Origin of the sequence: Rheinheimera baltica (genome assembly GCF_030731985.1) — a bacterium.
Classification (GTDB): Bacteria; Pseudomonadota; Gammaproteobacteria; order Enterobacterales; family Alteromonadaceae; genus Alishewanella; species Alishewanella baltica.
On record NZ_JAPJDY010000003.1, the window covers coordinates 288555 to 310634 of the forward strand.

The following is a 22080-nucleotide window of genomic DNA, read 5'->3' on the forward strand; positions in this document are numbered from 1 at the left end:
TAACCCTAGAGTATCGAAGCAGTGTGTAGCAAGCCAAACCATGGTATTGCATACGTATTCAATAACGGCCCTGACCAGTTGTAGTGCCATAGTCAGCTAACAGTGTGATGGCTGACTATGGCTCTTTAGATCATTACACAGCGGTGTCAGATTTAAACATCATCATTGATGTAATTTAACACTAAACGGCGTTCTGAAGCGGAAACACTATTATTATGCATTTGGTTGGATACAGCTTCCAGTTTGCGATTAGCCCATAACGCCACGCTTTCTAATATGTTGTAGTAATGAATTGCTGACGGCCTTGGTGCATTCAGGCAGTCTAGGTATTGCACATAATTGTTGCCGCCATGGCGACAGCGAATTTCATATTTAATCACATTGCCCAAGTGACGACCGTGTAAATTATCGATACACGCCGCTGAAATATTCATTTCGAACATATTCTCACAACGATACATCTGCAGTGCACTTTCAATCGCCAATTGCTCAGAGTTGTTACCTTTAACCGCAGCGACAATATTCGTCTGGTTGTCAGCTCCTGCCATGGAATGAGCCAGAAGATGACACCATTCCCACTGCAATGTGGTTTTTATGCCCCGTTGCGGATGATTGCCGTCGTACCAAATGGCGTAACTCGTGGCGGAGCGAGCCGTTCCGGTCAGCGCTAGCATGCAGGGGCTCATTCCTTGATTGGTTTGGCGGCGGGAGGTAGGGCGGGTTTGCGGAAGTGGCGTCCAGCCGCTGCTTATTCTGTGAACACTGGTATTGTAAGCCACCGCCAGTGCGCCTTGATTTCGGGTGCGGCCGGTAAAGCGTCTACTGTTACTAAAATCTACCCGGCCATAAATGGGCCCCAGACTGGTAATGCCCGTGCCGGTTTGTCGTACTTGCTGGCCGTTTAGGCGGTAACATAAATAGCGACCCGCCCGGTCGCGTGCATAGACGGTATCGGTGCCTACTCTGCGATACAACCAGCTAGGTGTAAGTTCACGACGTCTTTTAACCATCTTGGCTCTCCTTGATATAAAGGTGGTTTTTACTAAACCCTGCAAAAGGGAAGAGTAAAACGTTAAGTTCCGATGGGCGTTAATGCAATGATAAAAGTTGATAAAAAGTAAATATTTTAACTTTAGGTGTGCAATTTGTGTTTTTTGCGGGGTGTTTATTGGCGAGGTATTGGCCAAACAGTGTGGGTTTGACCCGCTAGCCGGCAGCGATTAAGCCATCACAATATGCTAGCGGTAGTTCGATTAATTACAGGCTTTTCTTTGGCGGTAAGGCGACGTTGGCAAATATTAGCCCGGCGACCAGTGACATAAAGATTAAGAAGGTTTGTTGGCCCACCCCGGTTGATACCACAAAGTCCTGGCCTGAAATAAGCGAATTTAAGCCAATGTAGGTTTTACTGCCCGGCACCAACACAATAAGACCATGCATAGCGACAATAACGGCTGGCGCTTTGGCTAAGCGGGTAAACAGGTTACTGTAAATGCCTACAGCGAAAGCCCCAAGAAAAGCGCCTATGGTGTAGTCAAACCATGCGGCGCCTTGCACACTTACCGCATAGGCAATAAAGCCTGATGCCAAAGACCACAGGGTGTACTTGGGACGGCTTTTAAATAAAATCATTAGCGAGATGCCAAGAATGCCAATAGCTAGCCAGGCAAAGTCACGTGATATTGGCTCTGGTTTAACAAAGTCGACCTGACCAAATAGGGCAAAACCAATAGCGATACCGACAAAGGCGCCAAAATACAGCTTAAATAGCAGCATCATGGCGTCCATAATACGGGCATTGCCTGACACCAAATGGCGCGCGGCGAGTTCGGCAAAGCCCAGCGTTAGGGCCAAGCCGGGAATAAACGCAATAATGGCGGACAGCACCACTAAACGAATATTAATACCGGGGTCGATATAACGGCTAATGGCACAGGCAGCCAGTGCTGCAGACAAGGCAACCAGCGGTTCTAACATGTGCGCTAACCGGGGCGAGCGTTCGGACCACAGCATAAATCCGTAGACTAAAAGCGACAGCAAAGACGCCCACAATACGTCATTCCAACTGGTGGCCATTAGCATGGCAAAAGCCCCGCCTGACATCATCATGGCAAGTGCCGTGGGTAATTTGCCATAGGGGTTGGGGCGCGCATCTATGGCATCAAGCAGCGCATCAGCTTCATTTATGCTTACTTTGCCTTGCAACAGTTGGTCAACCAGCTCGTCAGTGCGCGATAGTGCGCCTAAATCCATGCCGCCCGGTTCAACCCGCACGGCTTGGGTATATTCTTGCTCATGGCCTTCTGTCCAAATAACGAAGATCATGGCCGTAGGTGAAATAATATAGGACGCCTTCACATCAAGGTGCAGCGCAAGCTCGTGCAGGTGAGCTTCAAGCCGATAAGCCGGTGTGCCGTATTTATGCAGCATTTTGCCCAGTTTAACGATAAATTTGCGTTTTTGCGTGAAGTCGGCGCTGTACACGTAAAGGATCCATATGGCTGTTTAAGCAGTTAATTGTAATGGAAATATTCACAGATATCAGCCTATACACTGGCTTTAGGCTAAACAAACCGGTTTATTCGTGCCAACACGCTGTGAACCCATCCATGGGTTCGTTGCAGTCCATCCCGGGCTTTAACGTTGGTTTGGAATAATCCGGCTCTCTCATAATAAATATTAGCCTGGTTCGCCAGACGACAAGCTCACTGTTGTAGTATTTTACTTTTGTACAAGGAGTTGCACTTTGTCTGCCTGCCAATCCAGTTTTACCTTAAGCTGACGGTTGGCCTTATCATACCAAGCCACATTTTGCATACGGTTAAAGCGCGCTTGCTGCGGTACCAACTGAATATAACGGCCATCAACGCTGATATGCTCTGGTGTGGCGGTTTGGTTGTGTACCACCAGTGTGAGTTCGCGGCTTTCAGGTTTGCCGGCATAGTCACCACTGCGGCGCAGTTCAAACTTTTGCTGTTCATCTTGCTGCAGATAGTAAAAATTCAGCAGCTCAAACTGGCCTTTCGCTACGGCGTCTGGTGTTTTGCCATCGTCTTCATACATTTCGCCTTTGGCGCAGTTTACGCTGGCATCGGCGTAGTAATGTAGCGTCAGCTTTTTGCTGGAGTAATCACGCGTTGTTTGTACCAGTGGTGCCATCGGCACAAAGCTACCAGCTTTCACCAGCACGGGTATCGTATCCAGTGTTACCGGCAGCTCCACTTTGTTAGCACCGGCATAGCGCTGGCCAGAGAAATAGTCAAACCATACACCACCGGGTAACTGCACTGGCCAGCTTGTTACGCCGGGTTCTGTTACCGGTGCAACTAAGAAGGCGTCGCCCCACAGGTAGCTGTTTTTTTCTTCCATTAAATCGGTGATATTTGCTAAATCGTCGGCCATAAAAAACAGCGGGCGCATTAGCGGCATACCAGTGGTACTGTTTTGGTACGCCAGGGTATAGTTGTAGGGCAATAACTGATAGCGCAGGTTTAACCAGGGCCGCAGTGTGTCAATGGTGTGCTTATCGTGAAACACCATTTCCGGCGCGATATGCTCCTGGGCATGTGGGCGAAATACCGGCTGAAATACCCCATACTGCAGCCAGCGGATATATAATTCAGCATCAAATTGTTCGCCCCCGGCGAAGCCACCTAAGTCAGAATGAATATAGCCAAAGCCGGATAACCCCATGGTTAGCGCCAGTTCAATCTGAGGTTTAAGGCCACCCCAACTGCGCTCAACGTCGCCAGTCCAGGGCACCATGCCAAAGCGTTGGCTACCGGCGTTACCTGCACGCATCATAATAAAGGGCCGTTGCGCGGGGAAATGCTGTCGCATACCGCTATACACCATGTCAGCCCATTGATGGCCATACGCGTTGTGTACCTCGTTGGCCATGCCTATGGCGTGCACGGTATCGTCCGGGTGTACTTCTGGTTCACCTAAGTCGCCCCAAACGCCTGCCACACCTTGCTCAGCTAAGCCCTGATAAATTGGCCAAAACCAGTCGCGGGCCTTAGGGTTAAACACATCAATTAAGCCGGTGTTGCCAAAATAGAAATCAAAAGTTTTAGGCTTGCCATCTAAGCCCGGTGCAATAGCCCCTGCAGCTACGGCTTCTTGCCAGCGCTTTGAGCTGGTTAGCACAAAGGGCTCAGTAACCAAAATGGTATTAACGCCGTCGGCGGTAAAGTCGGCCAGCATTTGTTCTGGCTTGGGAAACGCATTGAGATCCCAGGCTAAATTACCCATATGGCCTTTAATATCCGGGCCAAACCAGTATAGGTCCAGCACAATGGCATCCAGTGGCAGCTTTAAATCACGGAATTTTTTTACCACGTCGCGGGCTTCAGTTTCCGTGCGGTAACCAAAGCGTGAGGCATAGTTGCCTAAGGTCCAACGTGCAGGTAGTGGTTGGCGGCCGGTTAAGCTGGTGTAGTTGGTTACTAGTTCGGGGTAGCTGTCTGCGGCGACAACAACGTAGCTACTGCGGCCTCCTTCGGCGCTAAACTGCAGTACATCGGCTTTGCTGTGGCCTAGATCTGCTTCGCCTTTTGCTGAATTATCAAACAATAACATGTACTTATTGCTAGATATTAACAATGGCAGGCTAAAGTACATTTGGCTGGACTGGGTGCTGTAACCATAGTGCGCTTTGTTATACAACGGAAACTTCTCGCCGCGCCGGTTCATGCCTAATACCCGTTGGCCACCACCTAGCAGTTTTTCGTCCGGCGATAGCATAAAACGAAAGCCATGGCTTTGTTGCTCTGGTTGCTGTACATAGCCTTGCTCTTCGCTGAGGAGTAACTTACCGGCGCGATAATAACTTAGCTTAATGGGCGCTTTATCTATTTTTACCGTTAAGTTGTCGCTGGCCAGGGTTAACTGGCTGGCTGTTTCACTGATATTCAGTGTTACAGGCTCAGGCTGCCGGCTAATAGAAAACGACGGTAGCTGTTTTACGCCGGTGGGCTGATAAAAGGCTTCTACCACATCGCTTTGAAAGAAGGTCAGGCTTAGTTGACCTTCATCGGTATTAATACTCAGCTGATTACCGTTCAGGCTATGCTGTTGGTATTGCGCGGCTAGTGTTGCACCAGAGCAGCACAGTGCCAGTAAAACAAAAAGTAACCGCATGTTAAAGCTCCAAAATTACTGATGCTAATGGCGCCAGTTGCAGCGCAACCTTACCTACGCCGTCTGTTACCTGCAGGGTATAGGCTGCGTCATTTAGCTTGTCGTGTAATGGGTATTGGCCATCGGCCAACTGCCAGTTTGTCATAAGCGTGGCGGGAATATGTAAGTCAAACTGACTGGATTGCTGCGCATTAAAGTTACTGACGATAACTAAGCGTTGCTCGTTGTTGTAACGGGCAAATGCCAGTTGCTGTTCGCTATAGGCAGTGTTGTTGGCAAGGTTACTACTGTGTAGCTCAACATAGTCACCCATTAACGCCGGTGCACTGACAGTAAAGCTAAGCAAGGATTGATAAAAATTATGCAGTGCCAGCGCTTCAGCAGACAGTGCACCACCATCAAATTTGCCGTCGTTCATCCACGCTTGATGTTGTGGCTCACCCCAGTAATCAAAAATGGTGGTGCGGCTGGCCTTGCCAAAGCCAGCGTCGGTAGCCGCTGGCTCGCCGACATGCTGGCCAAAATACAGCATGGTAGGCGACGTGCTAATGGTTGCTGACACGACCATCGCCGGCATGCCTTTACGGGCATCCCCAGCAAATTCCGGGCTGGCTATACGCTGCTCGTCGTGGTTTTCTAAAAAGTGCAACATGTGGTGCTCAATGTCGGCCATACGCTGTTGCGTTTCAACCAATGCCGACGTCGGGCCCTTGCCTTGCATCACCCGTTTTAAGCTATCGTAAAACTCCACTTTGTCGTACAGGTAGTCCATTTTGCCTAAGCGAATATAGTCACGGTATAAATGGGGCTGATACACCTCAGCCAACAGAAAGGCGTCGGGGTTGGTTTGCTTAATATGTGAGTTTAAATAGCTCCAAAATTCAACGGGTACCATTTCTGCCATGTCGTAGCGAAAGCCATCTACGCCCTTAGCCAGCCAATATAGGGTAATGTCGCGAAACTTAAGCCAGGAATCTGGCACGGTTTTGCCTTGCCAAAACGCATAGTGCGCTGGCCAGTCTTTGTTTGCGTAATCTGCGGGCAGTTGCGTGAAGTCGAAGCTACCATCTGGTTTTACACCATAGTTAATTTTTACCGTTTCGTACCAGTCATCAAACGCGGGCTGTGCGGCGCGCGAGCCATTGCCTGTCCACTTTGCGGGCACTTCGTTAAACTTGCCGTCAACGGCCGGGTGCGCTTCACCGCCCAGTACCTTATAGTCTGCGGGCCACTGTGGCACGCTAAACGCCTGAACGGGGACATAGTAAAAGTTGTTGTCGCGGGCATAGGCTACGCTGGTGTCATCGTTGGCGCCAAAATCAGCTACCCCATCAGGGGTAGACACTGATTGGTACGCACGGGCGACATGGTTTGGCACAATATCAATCAGCACTTTCATATCGTGCTGATGAGTACGGGCAATTAACTGTTCAAATTCTGCCAGCCGGTTGGCCGGGTCGAGGGCTAAATCCGGGTTAACGTTGTAATAGTCTTTTACTGCATAGGGTGAACCCGCGCGGCCTTTAATCACATCCGGGTCGTCGTTGCTAATGCCAAAAGCGGTGTAATCTTGCACTAATACGTGGTGTGGTACGCCGGTGTACCAAATATGGCTCACACCCATGGCTTTAATCGCATTTAAAGCTTCAGGCGTGAAGTCAGCAAACTTACCTACGCCATTTTGTTGTAGTGTACCCCAAGGGGCGTTGGTGGTGTTCTTGTTGCCAAATAAACGGGTAAACACTTGATATACCACTACCTTTGAGCCAGTTGTGGTTGGCGTCACAGTGCGTTCCTCATCTGCTGGTGTGCTTTGCTGTGGTGCCTGGCCACACGACAGCAGCAGGCTGGAGGCGACACTTAGCATCAATATGGTGGCGGTTTTACGCATAAATCTACCCTGTATAGTGTTATTTTTATACTTAACCACTGAGTGTATTACAGCTTGCAGGCAGATTTCTGCTGCATACGTATGCAACCTCGTGAGGTTGCTGTTACCCCACTATAGTCGCATACCACTGTCTTTTGGGCATGATTACACTATGCTGTAATTTATAGTACGGTGTTTGTTACATTCCCAGGGGGGTGTATGTTGAATTTTTCACTAAAAAACAAAATGTTATTGCTCGCAGTGCTCCCAATGTTAGCGATAGTGCTAGCGCTAATGCTGCTGATTTACAGCCAAATGCGTGTTATGGGAGAGGAGGAAATAAGCCAATTTCGTGCTGATATGATGCAAGAAAAACAAGACGCGCTTCAGCATCATGTGGCCATCGCTATTAGTGCGGTTGCACCTTTTTTGTTGGAGAGTACACCTGATGCAGAACAGCTTGATGCCGCAAAGTCAGTTATCCGCTCGATGAAGTTCAGCGATGATGGTTATATGTTTGTTTATGATCTTAACGGTATCAATATTGTGCATGGTTCCAATGCTGCGTTGGAAGGCCGTAACCTCATTGACTTAAAAGACCCTAACGGTGTGTTACTTATTCGGGAGCTCATTGATGCGGGTAAAAAAGGTGGCGGCTTTGTTACCTATATGTGGGATGAAAAAACCCGGGGTGGCTTAACGCCAAAACTGGGCTATGCTGCGGCAATGTTAAATAATCGATGGATTATTGGGTCTGGTTTTTATATCGATGATATTGAACGTCGGCTGGTGGAGAAGGAAGGACAAATTACAGAGCGGATCCGCGATACTTTGTTATTGATGATTGCTGGCGCGGTGGTGATGTTAATATTAGTGGTGTTGCTGGCGCTATTCGTTGCTAATTTAGTGGTGCAGCCGCTACAAAAAGCGTCATCGGCGCTGATCAATATCGGTCAGGGTGAAGGCGATTTAACCCAGCGTTTGCAGATTGAAACTACTGACGAAGTTGGCGAAGTGGCGCGAGGGTTTAATGAATTTGCGCAAAAAATTCAGCAGTTGGTTAGTGAAGTTAAACAGGCGGTGTTAGCGCTTAGTAATACAGCGTCAACGATGCAGCAAATTGTCAGCCTGACCGATAAAGACGCAGGGACGCAAAAAGCGGAAACTACGCAGGTGGCGGCAGCAGTATATCAAATGTCTACGGCGGTACAGGAGGTCGCCAGCAGTGCCGGTTTAGCTGCGACGGCGGCGCAAGATGCTGATAAAGAAGCGGTCGGCGGCCAGCAAAGTGTGGCGCAAACCATTAGCTCAATAAATAAATTAGCGGCAGAAGTAAATTCTGCCGGTGATACTATAGAAAAGTTGGGTGCCAATGCTGATCAGATTGGTTCGGTGGTAAACGTGATTCGTGGTATTGCGGAACAAACTAACTTGTTGGCACTTAATGCGGCCATAGAGGCAGCAAGGGCAGGTGAGCAAGGACGGGGGTTTGCCGTGGTAGCAGATGAAGTTCGTACCTTAGCCACGCGCACGCAGCAAAGTACCAATGAAATTCAGCAAATGATTGATGTGTTTCAGCAAGGCACCAAAGAGGCTGTATTGGTAATGCAGCGGGGCCGTGAGCAATCATTGCAAACGGTAAAACAAGCGGACAATGCCAGTGAATCGTTGCAAACCATTACTAAGTCAGTCAGTACAATAACACAGATGAATATTCAAATTGCTACTGCCGCTGAGCAACAAACTGCAGTAGCTGCAGACATTAGCCGTAGTATTCATGAAATAGCGCAGCTAGCTGATCAAGCTGCCAACAATGCATCAGAGTTGGCAACGTCTACCGGAGATCTCACTGAGCTGGAACGGCGTTTAAATACGCTGGTACAGCGCTTTAGGGTGTAGCTTGCGATGTATGCCAGGGCTGTGACGGCATTAAAAGCACGGGTCGACGAACAAACCAGCGGCCTAAATGCCACAAAATCCACAATGACAATAACGGAAATACCAGGGTTTGCAGGCTATACACCACGATAAGTTGAATCAGCTTTTCTACCATTTCATCGGAAAAGCTTTTTACAGCCGCAAACATATCGTTGGCTTGGGTTGCCATTTGCCGTAGCCAGCTAAGTGAGCCTTCTTCGTTGCTTTGCAAGGGTTGGTCTAACCGTTGCAAGGCACGGGTTTCACCACTGAGTGCCGCCTCAGCAGCAATGCGTTGCGGCATCAATACCCAGTCAGACAATGCAGAAACGCCAAAAGCTGCCAGCGGCACACCAATCCGGATTAGCAGTAGCAACGCGATAAAAATACGCAGTAAGTAAGTACTTGTTTTACGCCAACCGACAGAGCCAAATAAAGTTGCCGCCAGACATAATGCAATACCGCTACCAAACAGCGGCAGTGCGGCGAGTTTGCCAAACTCTAATAAAAACAACTGCAGGCCAATGGATGTCATCGCGACAACCATTAAATCAGAGTAACGCACGGCCATATCTTGTAGCGGTTTTAACAACTGCCCGGGTTTGACACTGGCAACGCCTACGCCCACTTCAGCTTCAGAAACAAAAGCAATACCGCGGTCAATTAAGCGTGCAGTGGCGAAAGACGCGCTACTGAGCACTAAACTGTGCTGTAACGCGGCCTGCGCTTCTTGGTCTAACGGCGCCAGTGCTGGGTTTACCACGCGTTGCTGTAATACGCCGCTGTAAATTCCAACGGCTAGCGCGAAGACTAACAACAGTAATCCGCCGGTACGTTGCAGTGGAGTTAGCTTACTAAGTAATGTCATTGACGCCTCTGTAACACGTTATAGTAGGGTGTTTATGCCAGTATTGACCATTCGTTGCAGTAGATAAAGCAAAGGCGCTGCGAAGCACCTTTTCAATCGCAGGATTTCAAATCTGGTGCCGCAATGGCCAGATACTGCAAATTCAGCCCATCTTCGATTTGTTGTAGTTCCGCTAAGGTTATTTCGCGCGCCAAACAATATGCAAGTAGTTGTTTGCTGTGCTGCAGCGGCTGTTCTAACTGCTTTCGTTATGCAACAACTGCCAGTACATTGTTGATTTTTCTTGCATTCAGGCTTCACTTTTTATCGGGTAACAATTGATGTAATGCACCATGCGCGGTGTGTTTGTGGTATTTGTGCTTGCCCCATGAGGCAACGCGTGATGCCAGACAATCAAGTCTCCTGCTTTGGCAGCAATAGCTTTCACCGGCCAGTCTGCCCATTGCTGTTGTTGTAACTCAAACTCCGTTTTATTTTGGCTGTTTATCCAGTCTTCGGCCTGTAAATGAAAACCAGGCACACAACAAAAAGCCCCTTGTTGCTCAGTGGTATCTGTTAAATAAATTAAGCCCTGAGTTGCAAACTCAACAGGAACACGAAGTGGCATATCCCAATGCAAATCTGGCCCCGGGAATCTCCATTCTGCGGTTTGTGGCGGGTTAAAACTTACCCTGTCAGTGCTCATAACTAAATCGGTTCTTTGCCAAAGTTGTTCAAAGACTTGCCTTATCAGGGGCACTTTGCGGTTGGCATCTAACGCTGGATGACGAAACAGCGGCAACATGATTTTTTCACACAAATCTAAATGTTGGTACCAGCTGTGAGGATGCTCAGGCGTAGCTTTAAGATAGTGCCAGATAGCGGCTTGGCTTTGTGCGCATTGCTCAGCTGTTAGTACGCCGGGAATCACCAGATACCCCTGTTGCTGCCAAAAAGCCAGTTGTTGTTCTGACAATACCGAGGGTATTTCTTTATGTTGCTCACCAGCACTGAGGCCGAGTAAGTGTTGGTTGATGTGTTGCTTTTGTTTCGCGCTAAGTGAGAGCTTGCGTATCTCCTGTTGTAACTCAGACAGTCTGTCGCAGCGATACAGCAGCTGCAAACCCGGATGCAGGCCTAAGCCTGCCAAATCTAACAATGCTCTGTCGACTAACCATTCGTCCGCCGGTAATGCAGTGGGACGTTTCAACTTTTTGATCTGTATTTTTTGCCACAACCGGTAGAAATGGAATAGTCCTTCGACGCTTAAATCATCGCTACCTGCCAACTCAAATTCCGGAGTTTGATAACTTAATTTCCATACCGGTAGTTGCCCGGTTTGATAACTAAACTCCAGTGCAGAGCCGGGTTTGATCAACAGTTGCTTACGATATTTTGCTAAGGTTAGCTGGCTTTGCTTTTCTACCAGACAAAACTGTTTATATACCTGAATTTCAGTACACAATTTAATGTCTACAGGGCCAGGTTCAAATTCAGGTAAGGGTAATTGGTTTTGTAACAACTCGTTTTGACCTTGAGCTAGCGCTTTAGCACTTTGCAAATCCAAACAAAACACGGGCCCTAATTTATGCTTTCGCAGTTGTTGCTGGTGTTGCCACTCCAGTTCTGCCGACAGCAATACTTGTTGTGGGATAAGGCAGCCGTCGTCTTTCAGGTAGCGCTGCAAATGAACAAAAATTTGTACCTGAGGTTCCTGTTCTAAAAACTGATTCATCGTTTCAGACAAGATGATGTCATAGCTAACGCCAGAGTCAGGCTGCCAGGCGGTTGCATCGGCGCATACCCAGGCTGTAATTCTATCTTCCAGGTCAAGTGTTTTACATAAACTACGAAAGCTGTCGAGGGAGAACGGGTGAATATCCAAAGCCGTTACCTGAAGCTGCTGCGCATTGAATACGCTAAGCAAAGGTAATATCAGCCAACCTAACGGACCTGTGCCAGCATACAAAACCTGTATGGGCCGTTTTGATGTCAGTCGTTCCTGCACCGCGGCATAAATAGCTTGTATAAAGACCCGGCTGCGTTCAATGTCTTCGGCGCATTGGGCTGCAGTGGTTGGCGATACAGCTTTACCGCAAGGAGTCAGAGTAAAGTCTTCATCTTTATATTGATCAGGATGCAACTCCAGGCTTAGCTGTTGGCAAAGTGAATTTAGCAGTGAAATAACCAAAGGTCTGGCATCATCAGCCCCCTGACATTGTAATATCCCGCTGGAAAACTTTGCCAGCAGCTGCTTGTTCAGCTGTGGGCAACTAAAGACTTCATCCTGCATAAACTGACTCCTTTGGTTCATTATTGACCATGTTATCCAGTACCAGCATGGTAATGTGGATCAGGCCTTTTCATTTCGGGGCGATTGGTTTAAGCCCCTTATGCAAACGCATTTATTTGACGCCTTCAGTAGCTTGAGTAAAAGAGTGGTAACACGCTGAGTTTCTGCTGCATATGCAAATATACATGGCTAATTAGTTAACTTTATTTTATAAAAATATAGGCTAACAGAAAAAAGTACTAATAAAGCTACTCGTTTTCAGATCAATTGACCGGGACTGTAATGATGACCGATGAACTGCGTAAAATATTAGATTTTTTCAACACTATTGGTATTAACTGGAAGTTTCAGTCGTTGCAAAAGGCGGGTTTTTTACCAGGAGTTCAGATTGAAAATGGTTGCTTGCGTATTGCCCCAGAGCAACTGGCGAATCCGGGAGATTTGCTGCATGAAGCCGGCCATATTGCGATAATGCCGACAGCTAGCCGGCACTTGCTGCAGGATGATGTGAGAATATCTGCTGGCCAGGGAGCGGCTGAAGAAATGGCGGCTATTGCCTGGTCCTGGGCTGCATTAATGGCCTTGCAGTTACCTCCAGAGTTTTTGTTTCATCCTGATGGTTATAAAGGTAGTTCAGCTGCTTATATCACGGCGTTTTGTGAGCAGGGGGGCTTTGGTCACCCGTTGTTAAGCTGGTATGGCTTGTGCCTGCCTGCCGGACAAGCCGATGGTTACCCTAAAATGCAATGTTGGTTGCGGGCTTAATCGCGTATTAGTATCGAAGCCAACACCGGAGGCAGAGCCTCCGGTGTTAGTGATTAGAACGAGTAACTCACGCCCAACATCAGATTGTCTGCGTCGTTGCGGTCGAGCTTATAGCGGGTAAAGCTGGCTTGTGCGCTGAGCTTGTCACTGATGCGATAGCCGGTGTTTAGCGCCCAGTAGATATCAGTGCCGTCATGTTTATTGTTGATAACGGCGGTGCCTGCCTGGCTGGTTTGGCTGCTTTTCCAGCTAAACACGCCCGCTTGCGCGGCGAGGTGCCAGTTATTGAATTGCCAAAAGCGGTAAGACGCGCCCAGACGAGCGCCTTCGGCCAGTATGGGGCCCACGTTGGCGATAGTCTGGTGCAATTGTTCGGGCGTTAAGGTTTCAGCTTGTAATGCAACTGAGGTATCGCCTAAGTCGACATAATAGGCTTGTACCGCCAGCTGGTCATTGAAGGCATAACTGGCCCCCAGCGACCAACTGGTGTCGCTGTTATCCAGGCTCAGTAAGCTTACATTGTCCGGTAAGCGGCTTTGCAGCTGGGCGCTACTTTGCTTCGCCTTGCTTTGGCCAATAAAGCCATCAAGGCTCCAGTTAGCCTGGGCATTAAAACTTAAGGCACTCAGTAAGGTGGCAATAACCGCCATGCCTGGCTTACGACGCAGCACCAGCAACATAGACAACAGTAACAACGGCCAGCCATTGAATGTACCGCCAGACGATTTATTCACCACAGTAATCACCTCATACGCTTTTACGGTAACTGTCACGGTAGCTGAACTGCTGTTACCACGGCCGTCACTGACGGTAAAGCTAATGGTGTCATTACCGTCAAAGCCGGTGCGCGGAACATAACGCAAGGTTTGCTCTGGGGTAATGGTCACCACGCCCTGTGTTGCCGTGGCGGTTGCAATGGTGAGTGTATCGTTATCAGCATCGGTTGCTGTGGCCAGCACATCAATCACAATGGCGGTTTTATCGTCGGTGTTGACGCTAAGGTTATTCACCACGGGCGCGCGGTTGTAGTACACCGACACGTTAACCGTGGCACTGCCGCTGCCGCCCTGACCATCACTGACACTGTAACTTAAGGTATCCGGGCCAATAAAGTCATTATCCGGCGTGTACCACAGGCTTTGGCCATCTTCACTGATAGTGACAGTACCAAAGTACGCACTGGCCAGGTTGATGATTAAGTTATCATTGTCTGCATCACTGTCATTCGCTAATACATTTAGCAGATGCGGTTGATTCCACAGCAGGGTGTAGTTGTCATCAACGGCAACCGGTCGTGCGTTACTGCTAACTAATACTGCTACACCGCCCGGGTCAACAATGCTGCCGTTAACAATACCATCTGCATCATTCGGTCCGCCATCTTCAATAGTCAGCTGCACACACCAATGTCCGGCGGTTAAGCCGCTCTGCCAGCTACTGTCACCCGGTGGTGGGCAGTATCCCGGCTCACCAGCGCTGCTAAACAGGCCATTGTTAGCGTTGCTGACAAAGTTAGCCCAACCGTTTTCTGCGGTGTACTTACGATACACGGCATTCAATGGCAGCGGCTGACGCTGAGGCAACACAATGCTGAAGCTGTCACCGGCCGTTGGCAGGCCTAACAGGATAAAGTCAAATACGCCGCCGATATTATCGGCTTGCATATCTGGCTCCAGCCATTGTTGGTCGCCATCCAAGAGCTCAATACCACCGCCATTGCCGATGGCGGCTGTAGCGCCTTTACGCAGACAAATGCCTGGCTCACCTTCGGCCACAAAGGCGTTGATGATAGCCAATTGCTCAGGGATAACGTTGCAATCAAAGCCCGGGTCCAGATAATCCGCAATTCCGTTGCCGTTGGCATCACCCAGCCCTTCAACATTGTCGGGTATAAGGTTGTTATTGCTATCGGCGTCGGTTAATACCGGCAGGGTATCGCTGATTTGCAGATGCAGTTCACTGGTGGTGCTAAGCGCTGGCGTGGCATTGTCGGTAGCGGTTATCGCCAGGCGATACACACCTGCGCCAAGGCTGGCCGGGTCAAACACAAACTGATTGCTGCTGTTTGCCTGATTTACCAGTGCGGCATCGGCTTGCCAAACGGTAGTTACGCTATCGCCCGGATTAGGATCTGCCACCACCGCTGTTACAGTAACGACACCCTGATCTTTTGCGAAGTTGAGTCTGTTTATACCTTGCTGATTAGCGCTTAGCTGAGCCATAGGCGCAAGGTTAGCCTCAGTAACCGTGACCGTGCTGCTGGAGTTGGCGCCGGTATTCAGGTTGCTGTCCAGGGTAATAACAATATCTTTGCTTGCGATGTTTGTAAGATCTGCAAACACATCAAACTGGATACTCGCACGGGTGCCAGAGCTGATGATAACTTCGCCATTGGCTAAATTATGCTCTGATTGCGCCGATGCTGAACCTGATACATTAAATGGCACTGACAGCGGATACACCGGTGAGGTACCATTTAAGATAACCTCTACTATCACCCTGCTATTGTTGATTACCGTAGTTGCGTTGCTTAACGATACTAACGGTATAACCTGCAGCAACTGGGTTGCGGTGCTGCTAACGCCTGCTGCATCGCTTGCTTGCCAATACAATTGGTGAGTGCCTGGCGTAAACAGCGGTGCGCCGTTTAACAGTGATATACCAATACGGTTGCCGTCTTTATCCACTGCCGTTGCCACACCTAAATCGACCTTAGTATGCAAGCCGGTGGCATTTACGGTTAAGTCCGCCGGTACGGTAATCACCGGCGCCGCCGGGTTACTGCCGTCAATAAGCACGGTTACGTTGGCGCTATCGCTTAGTTCGCCGTCGCTGATGCTGTAGCTCAGTGAGACATTACCACTGAAGTTTTCAGGCACAGTTAGCTGTAGTTGAGCATTTATTATGACTACCTGACCAATGCTGGTTTTAGCGGCAGTGATGCTTAAGGTATCGCTGTCTGCATCGGTGTCATTGGCCAGTACATCCAGCAGATAGACACCATCGACAGTGAATGTCTGTGTCAGGTTATCATCGGTTGCCACGGGAGCCGAATTAACGCGGGTGACCTCAAGATTAAATGGCTCCAGCGAGGCGGACAGCGTGCCATCAGACACACTAATCACAATGCCAGACGTAGTACCCACATCTGCCGCCACCGGGGTGCCGGTTAAGGCGCCGGTGGTGGTGTTAAAGGCCGCCCAGCTGGGTTTGTTAGTGATGCTAAAGGTTAGCGTATCATCTTCTGCGTCACTGGCCGTTGGTACAAAGCTGTAAGCGGTATCTTGTGCCACGCTTGTTGCAGGCGACCCGCTAATCACTGGTGCGGCATTTTCGCTTATAACTTCAAGGTTAAATGCATCAAGCGAGGCGGATAGGGTGCCATCAGACACACTGATCACAATACCAGACGTAGTGCCGACATCTGCCGCCACTGGCGTGCCGGTTAAGGCACCGGTGGTGGTGTTAAAGGCTGCCCAGCTGGGTTTGTTAGTGATGCTAAAGGTTAGCGTATCGTCATCAGCATCGGTGGCCGTAGGCACAAAGCTGTAGGCGGTATCTTTAACCACTGATGTGGCAGGTGATCCGCTAATCTCTGGCGCGGTATTTTCACTTATTACTTCAAGGTTAAATGCACCAAGCGAGGCGGATAGGGTGCCATCAGACACACTGATCACAATACCGCTGGTGGTGCCGACATCAGCCGCCACTGGCGTGCCGGTTAAGGCACCGGTGGTGGTGTTAAAGGCCGCCCAGCTGGGTTTGTTAGTAATGCTAAAGGTTAACGTATCGTCATCAGCATCGGTGGCCGTAGGCACAAAGCTGTAGGCGGTGTCTTTAACCACTGACGTGGCTGGCGTGCCGCTAATTACCGGTGCGCTGTTGACGCTGGTGACTTCCAGATTAAACGCAGGCAATGCCGCAGAGAGCGAGCCATCAGACACACTAATCACAATACCGCTGGTAGTGCCCACATCATCCGCCACTGGCGTGCCGGTTAAGGCACCGGTGGTGGTGTTAAAGGCCGCCCAGCTGGGTTTGTTAGTGATGCTAAAGGTTAACGTATCGTCATCAGCATCGGTGGCCGAAGGCACAAAGCTGTAGGCGGTGTCTTTAACCACTGAAGTGGCTGGCGTGCCACTAATCACGGGTGCGCTGTTGACGCTGGTGACTTCAAGATTAAATGCCGGCAATGCCGCGGATAGCGAGCCATCAGACACACTAATCACAATACCCGTGGTAGTGCCAACATCTGCCGCCACCGGCGTGCCGGTTAAGGCGCCGGTGGTGGTGTTAAATGCTGCCCAAGTTGGTTTATTGGTGATGCTAAAGGTTAGTGTATCGTCATCTGCATCGGTGGTCGTAGGCACAAAGCTGTAGGCAGTTTCTTGAGCCACTGCTGTACCAGGCGTACCACCAATAACAGGAGCGTCATTAACGTTGGTCACTGTAAGGTCAAATACAGGCAGTGAAGCACTAAATTCGCCATCTGATACGCTGATGCTAATAGCCGTGGTTGTACCTACGTTATCATCCGATGGCGTACCCGTCATGCTGCCTGTTGCAGTATCAAAGGTTACCCAGCTTGGTTTGTTAACAATACTAAACGTTAAGCTGTCATCATCAGGATCTGATGCCGTTGGCGTAAAGCTATAGATTGCATCCTGTGCCACTGTGGTTGCCGGCGCGCCACTAATTACCGGTGCATCGTTGGTATTATCAACTTCAATGGTAAATGCAGGCAGTGAGGCAGTTAAATCAGCATCAGACACACTGATTACAATGTTTGTTGTTATGCCTACATCGGCATTGGTTGGCGTGCCGGTGAGTGCGCCACTGGCGGTATCAAAAGCAGCCCAGCTGGGTTTGTTGGTGATACTAAACGTTAGGTCGTCGCCATCAACATCGACTGCTGTTGGAATAAAGCTGTAAGTATTGTCTTGTGATATCCGTGTCGCCGGTGTGCCGCTAATCGTGGGCGCATCGTTGACGTCAGTTACTTCCAGGTTAAACCCTGGCAAGGCGGCACTTAAGTTACCATCCGACACACTAATCACAATACCTGTAGTTGTACCGACATCAGCGTTAGCTGGGGTGCCGGTTAACTCACCTGAGCTGGTGTTAAATGTCGCCCAAGTTGGTTTATTGCTGATACTGAAAGTTAACGAATCGCCAATATCCACGTCATTTGCGCTTGGCGTGAAATTGTAAATCGAATTTTGAGCTACTGTCACCGCGGGTGTGCCAGTAATAGTGGGAGCATCGTTGACGTTTGTCACTTCAATATTAAACGCGGGCAGCGCGGCACTTAAAGCACCGTCTGACACGCTAATCACAACTCCGGTAGTTGTACCAACATCAGCGTTGGTTGGTGTGCCGGTTAACTCACCTGAGCTGGTGTTAAATGTCGCCCAAGTTGGTTTATTGCTGATGCTAAAGGTGAGCGTATCACTTGTATCAATATCATTGGCGCTGGGAGTGAAACTGTAAGCCGCATCCTGCGCTACGCTGGTGGCAGCCGTGCCAGTAATAGTGGGAGCATCGTTGATGTTTGTCACTTCAATATTAAACGCGGGCAGCGCGGCACTTAAAGCACCGTCTGACACGCTAATTAAAACTCCGGAAGTTGTACCGACATCAGCGTTACCTGGTGTGCCAATCAATTCACCTGAACTGCTGTTAAATGATGCCCAGCTTGGCTTATTGATAATGCTGAAAGTGAGTGTATCACTGGTATCAATATCGTTGGCGCTAGGAGTGAAACTGTAAGCCGAATCCTGCGCTACGCTGGTGGCAGCTGTGCCGGTAATAGTTGGTGCATCATTAACATTAATAACGGTTAAATCAAAAGCTACCAGGCTGGCACCTAAACTACCGTCTGACACACTAATGGTAATGCCTGATGTAACACCCACATCGGCATTAGTTGGCGTACCGCTTAATGTACCGTCATTGGTGTCAAATGTTGCCCAAGATGGTTTATTAGTAATGCTAAAGGTTAAGGTGTCACCCGGTGAGTCAGCCGCCGTTGGGGTAAAGCTATACGCATCACCCTGGTTAACGCTGGTTGCAGGCACGCCACCTATAGTAGGGGCACCATTTGGTATTACTCCAGCAGTGGCAATAGAGGCGGCGCTTGTTCCGGCACTGTTAGATGCGGTAACCGTGAAGGTGTAGTTAACCCCGTTAGTTAAACCGTTTACGGCAATGGGCGAGCCACCACCTGTGCCGGTTAAAGCGTCTGGGCTTGATGTTACCGTATAGCTTGTAATTGCTGCACCGCCGTTGAAAGCTGGTGCGATAAAAGCAACAGAGGCTTGGGTATCACCAGCAGTAGCAGTAGCTGACGTTGGTGCCGCTGGCACTACGGCATTGACATTAAAGGAACGACTAACCGTGGGTGCTGCGGTATAACTGCTATCGCCTGTTTGATTGGCATCAATTGTACAGGTACCAGTTGTTAAAAACGTGAGTACGCCACCACTGGTAATAGTACAAACTCCTGTGGTTGACGAACTAAACGTAGGGGTTAAACCAGACGTCGCCGTAGCGGACAAGGTGGGAGATGTACCAAAGTTTTGGTCGACGGGGTTGTTGAAAGTAATAACCTGTGTTGCCGCAGGAGTAATTGAATTCGATGCTCCTGAGGCAGCTCCTGTTCCTGCTGAGTTGGTGGCTGTTACGGTAAATGTATACGCTGCACCGTTGGTTAACCCCGTCACTAAGATAGGTGAACCTGCACCAGTACCAGTAAATGTGCCCGGGCTGGAGGTCACGGTATACCCGGTAATGGCAGCACCGCCAGCAAAAGCCGGAGCAGTAAAACTAACAGTGGCCTCCGTGTCACCAGCTGTTGCATTTGCTGCAGAAGGTGCCCCAGGAACAACAGCCGTTACGCTAAATGAACGGCTTACGGTGGTCGCGGGTAAAAAGGTGCTACTCCCTGGCTGATCTGCATCAATCGAGCAAGTGCCGCTTGTTAAGAAGGTCAAGCTGCCGCCACTGGTAATAGTGCATACACCTGTTGTTGTTGAACTAAAGGTTGGCATTAAGCCAGAGTCTGAAGTTGCACTCAACGTTGGTGTCGTGCCAAAGTTTTGTGAGCCTGGGTTGGCAAAGGTAATGGTTTGTACTGCTTTAGGCGTAACACTGTTTGACGCTGCTGAAGACGCGCCAATGCCAACACCATTGGTCGCTGTTACGGTAAAGGTATATGCAACACCATTAGTTAAGCCGGTTACCGTTATTGGCGATGCTGCGCCCGATGCATTCGCTCCGCCAGGAAAAGCTGTTGCGGTATAACTGGTAATGGCCGATCCACCATTGTCTGCAGGCGCTGTAAATGTCACGCTCGCTTGGGTATCACCAGCAGTGGCGGTGCCAATTGTGGGCGCGCCTGGTATGGTCACAACATTACTTGCGGTTATGCCATTGCCGGCTAAATCTGCCACATTCAGTGCTGCATTTGCACCGGCTGCCCAATCGTCCGCGGCGGCAAGGTTGTAGATGGTACTGTCCTGAGAACTGGTACCATTGTTATTCAACAAGCTGTTTACGGCAGTTTTATCCGTTGCACTTAACGTCATGGTGAAGCTGATACCGGAACTGACTTCTACATTGGCGGTGTCGGTCAGGGTATAAGTAGCACCGCTCTCACCGGTCAGAGTAAACTTATCGGCAACAACATCATTGGTAGCGCCCGTGCTACTTAAATAACCGCTACCGGTAACGACCAGTACACCGGTGGAGAAGTTATAAGTTGCACTGGTAATACTCGGAATCGCCACATTACTCACGGTAATGTTGTTGCCCGATGAATCTTCCACATCAAGAGCTGCATTTGCCCCAGCCGCCCAGTCATCGGCTGCGTCAAGGTAGTAGGTAGAAATATCCGTAGATGTGCCGCCGTTTTTATTGGCTATGAGGTTATAGGCCGCTTTGTCCGTCGCACTTAGAGTAAGTGTAAAGCTGGTGCCCGATGTTATTTCAGCATTGCTGGTATCGGTTAATGTGTAGCTATTACCTCCTTCACCGTAAAGGGTAAATTTATTAGCCACTATGTCGTTAATAGCGCCTGCACGCTTAGTAAAACCAGAGCCTGCTGCTGTGAGTACACCAGTACTTGCATCATAGGTTGCGTTACTGATAGTTGGCAGAGGCACGTTTGACACTGTAATACCATTGGAGGTGAGGTCTGCCGTAACAGGCGCATCTGCGATAAAACCTGCCGCACCGCCGAGGTTATAGCTGGTTCCGCCCGTGGAGCTGGAACCATTTTTATTGGCAATAACATTCACACCGGCGCGATCATTTGCGCTAAGGGATAAGGTAAAGCTGGTTGAGGAGGAAATCTCTACATCAGCGGTATCGGTTAATGTATAGGTAGCACCACCTTCTCCCGTCAGGGTGAATTTATTTGCATCAACATCATTGATAGCGCCAGCAGTTGCGCTAAAATTAGTACCCGTAACAACCAAGGTACCGACTGAGGCATTGTAGGTTGCTGTTGTAATGGTAGGAGCGGGTAAAACCTTAGGGCTAAAATCTATGTCATCTAAGTCTATATCCAGGTCAACGCCTGAAATACGAACCTCATCGATATTTTCCCAGTTGGCGTTACCAGAAACATCAAAGGTACCAAAAAAAACACCTGAAAGATCATAATTGGTGCTTATTTGCTCTACATTATCTCTAAAGCCTTTAATGGTAAGGTTTGTCGTATTACCAAGCCCTGTTGAGACAGCAAAACTATTTAACTTAAATTCATCACCGTCACTGGTTTTAAAACTCACCAGCGTTGAAGCATTTACTCCAGAAGTTCTATACCCCAATCCGAAATCTGCGCCGGCTGCGAGGTCCCCATCGTTTACTATAAATATATTGTTAGGCGCATTATTGGTGTAAGTAATACCGTTAATTGTTACTGAATTACTACCTTGATTGCCCAAGACTAACCCATTAAAATTTTGATCGCTGGGTGTTGCTGCAAAAGTAGTTGGGCTCACCATAGCCAAAGCTGCACTAAAAAGCAGCGCACGCCAACTTAACATAGCGTTTTTTTGTCTGGCCGATTTAATTTTTCTTGCTCTGCTGGAGGTGATCCACAACATGATATTTCCCCGTCAATCGTTAGATGTGTTTACAGTTGTTGTCATTATTAAGTGCAGCAGCCTATTTTTGAATTAAATGGGGCGCATCCGCTGCGACCCCATTTATATTGGACTACTGAACATGTACCTGATCAAT

General features: G+C 49.1%; 9 protein-coding genes. 2 read left to right on the forward strand and 7 right to left on the reverse strand.

Annotation, left to right across the window (positions count from 1 at the left end):
- Positions 1-152: 152 nt before the first annotated feature.
- The 4 genes from ORJ00_RS06775 to ORJ00_RS06790 form a co-directional block, all read right to left on the reverse strand.
- Positions 153-1010 (reverse strand): hypothetical protein, encoded by an 858-nt coding sequence (locus tag ORJ00_RS06775; RefSeq protein ID WP_306139360.1) that lies wholly within the window; start codon positions 1008-1010, stop codon positions 153-155.
- Between the two features lie 247 nt (positions 1011-1257).
- Positions 1258-2484, reverse strand: a complete 1227-nt coding sequence (locus tag ORJ00_RS06780; RefSeq protein WP_306139361.1) for a threonine/serine exporter family protein — start codon at positions 2482-2484, stop codon at positions 1258-1260.
- A 237-nt stretch (positions 2485-2721) separates the two neighbouring features.
- Entirely contained in the window at positions 2722-5142 is a 2421-nt protein-coding gene (locus ORJ00_RS06785) for a glycoside hydrolase family 31 protein (RefSeq protein WP_306139362.1), read from the reverse strand.
- A gap of 1 nt (position 5143) precedes the next feature.
- Positions 5144-7033 (reverse strand): alpha-amylase family glycosyl hydrolase, encoded by a 1890-nt coding sequence (locus ORJ00_RS06790; RefSeq protein WP_306139363.1) that lies wholly within the window; start codon positions 7031-7033, stop codon positions 5144-5146.
- Positions 7034-7231: 198 nt separating this feature from the next.
- Between ORJ00_RS06790 and ORJ00_RS06795 the strand changes: the two genes are divergently transcribed.
- Entirely contained in the window at positions 7232-8911 is a 1680-nt protein-coding gene (locus tag ORJ00_RS06795) for a methyl-accepting chemotaxis protein (RefSeq protein WP_306136731.1), read from the forward strand.
- Here ORJ00_RS06795 and ORJ00_RS06800 read toward each other — a convergent pair.
- A complete protein-coding gene (locus ORJ00_RS06800) occupies positions 8901-9797 on the reverse strand; it encodes a hypothetical protein (protein ID WP_306139364.1) in 897 nt (298 codons plus the stop codon). The genes ORJ00_RS06795 and ORJ00_RS06800 overlap by 11 nt on opposite strands.
- 289 nt (positions 9798-10086) lie before the next feature.
- Positions 10087-12069 (reverse strand): phytanoyl-CoA dioxygenase family protein, encoded by a 1983-nt coding sequence (locus ORJ00_RS06805; RefSeq protein WP_306139365.1) that lies wholly within the window; start codon positions 12067-12069, stop codon positions 10087-10089.
- Between the two features lie 282 nt (positions 12070-12351).
- Here ORJ00_RS06805 and ORJ00_RS06810 point away from each other — a divergent pair, with 282 nt between their 5' ends.
- Positions 12352-12834: a hypothetical protein gene (locus tag ORJ00_RS06810; RefSeq protein WP_306139366.1), complete on the forward strand. Its 483-nt coding sequence runs from the start codon at positions 12352-12354 to the stop codon at positions 12832-12834.
- A gap of 53 nt (positions 12835-12887) precedes the next feature.
- Here the strand turns inward: ORJ00_RS06810 and ORJ00_RS06815 are convergent, their stop codons facing one another.
- Positions 12888-21944, reverse strand: a complete 9057-nt coding sequence (locus tag ORJ00_RS06815; protein ID WP_306139368.1) for an Ig-like domain-containing protein — start codon at positions 21942-21944, stop codon at positions 12888-12890.
- Between the last annotated feature and the right edge of the window lie 136 nt (positions 21945-22080).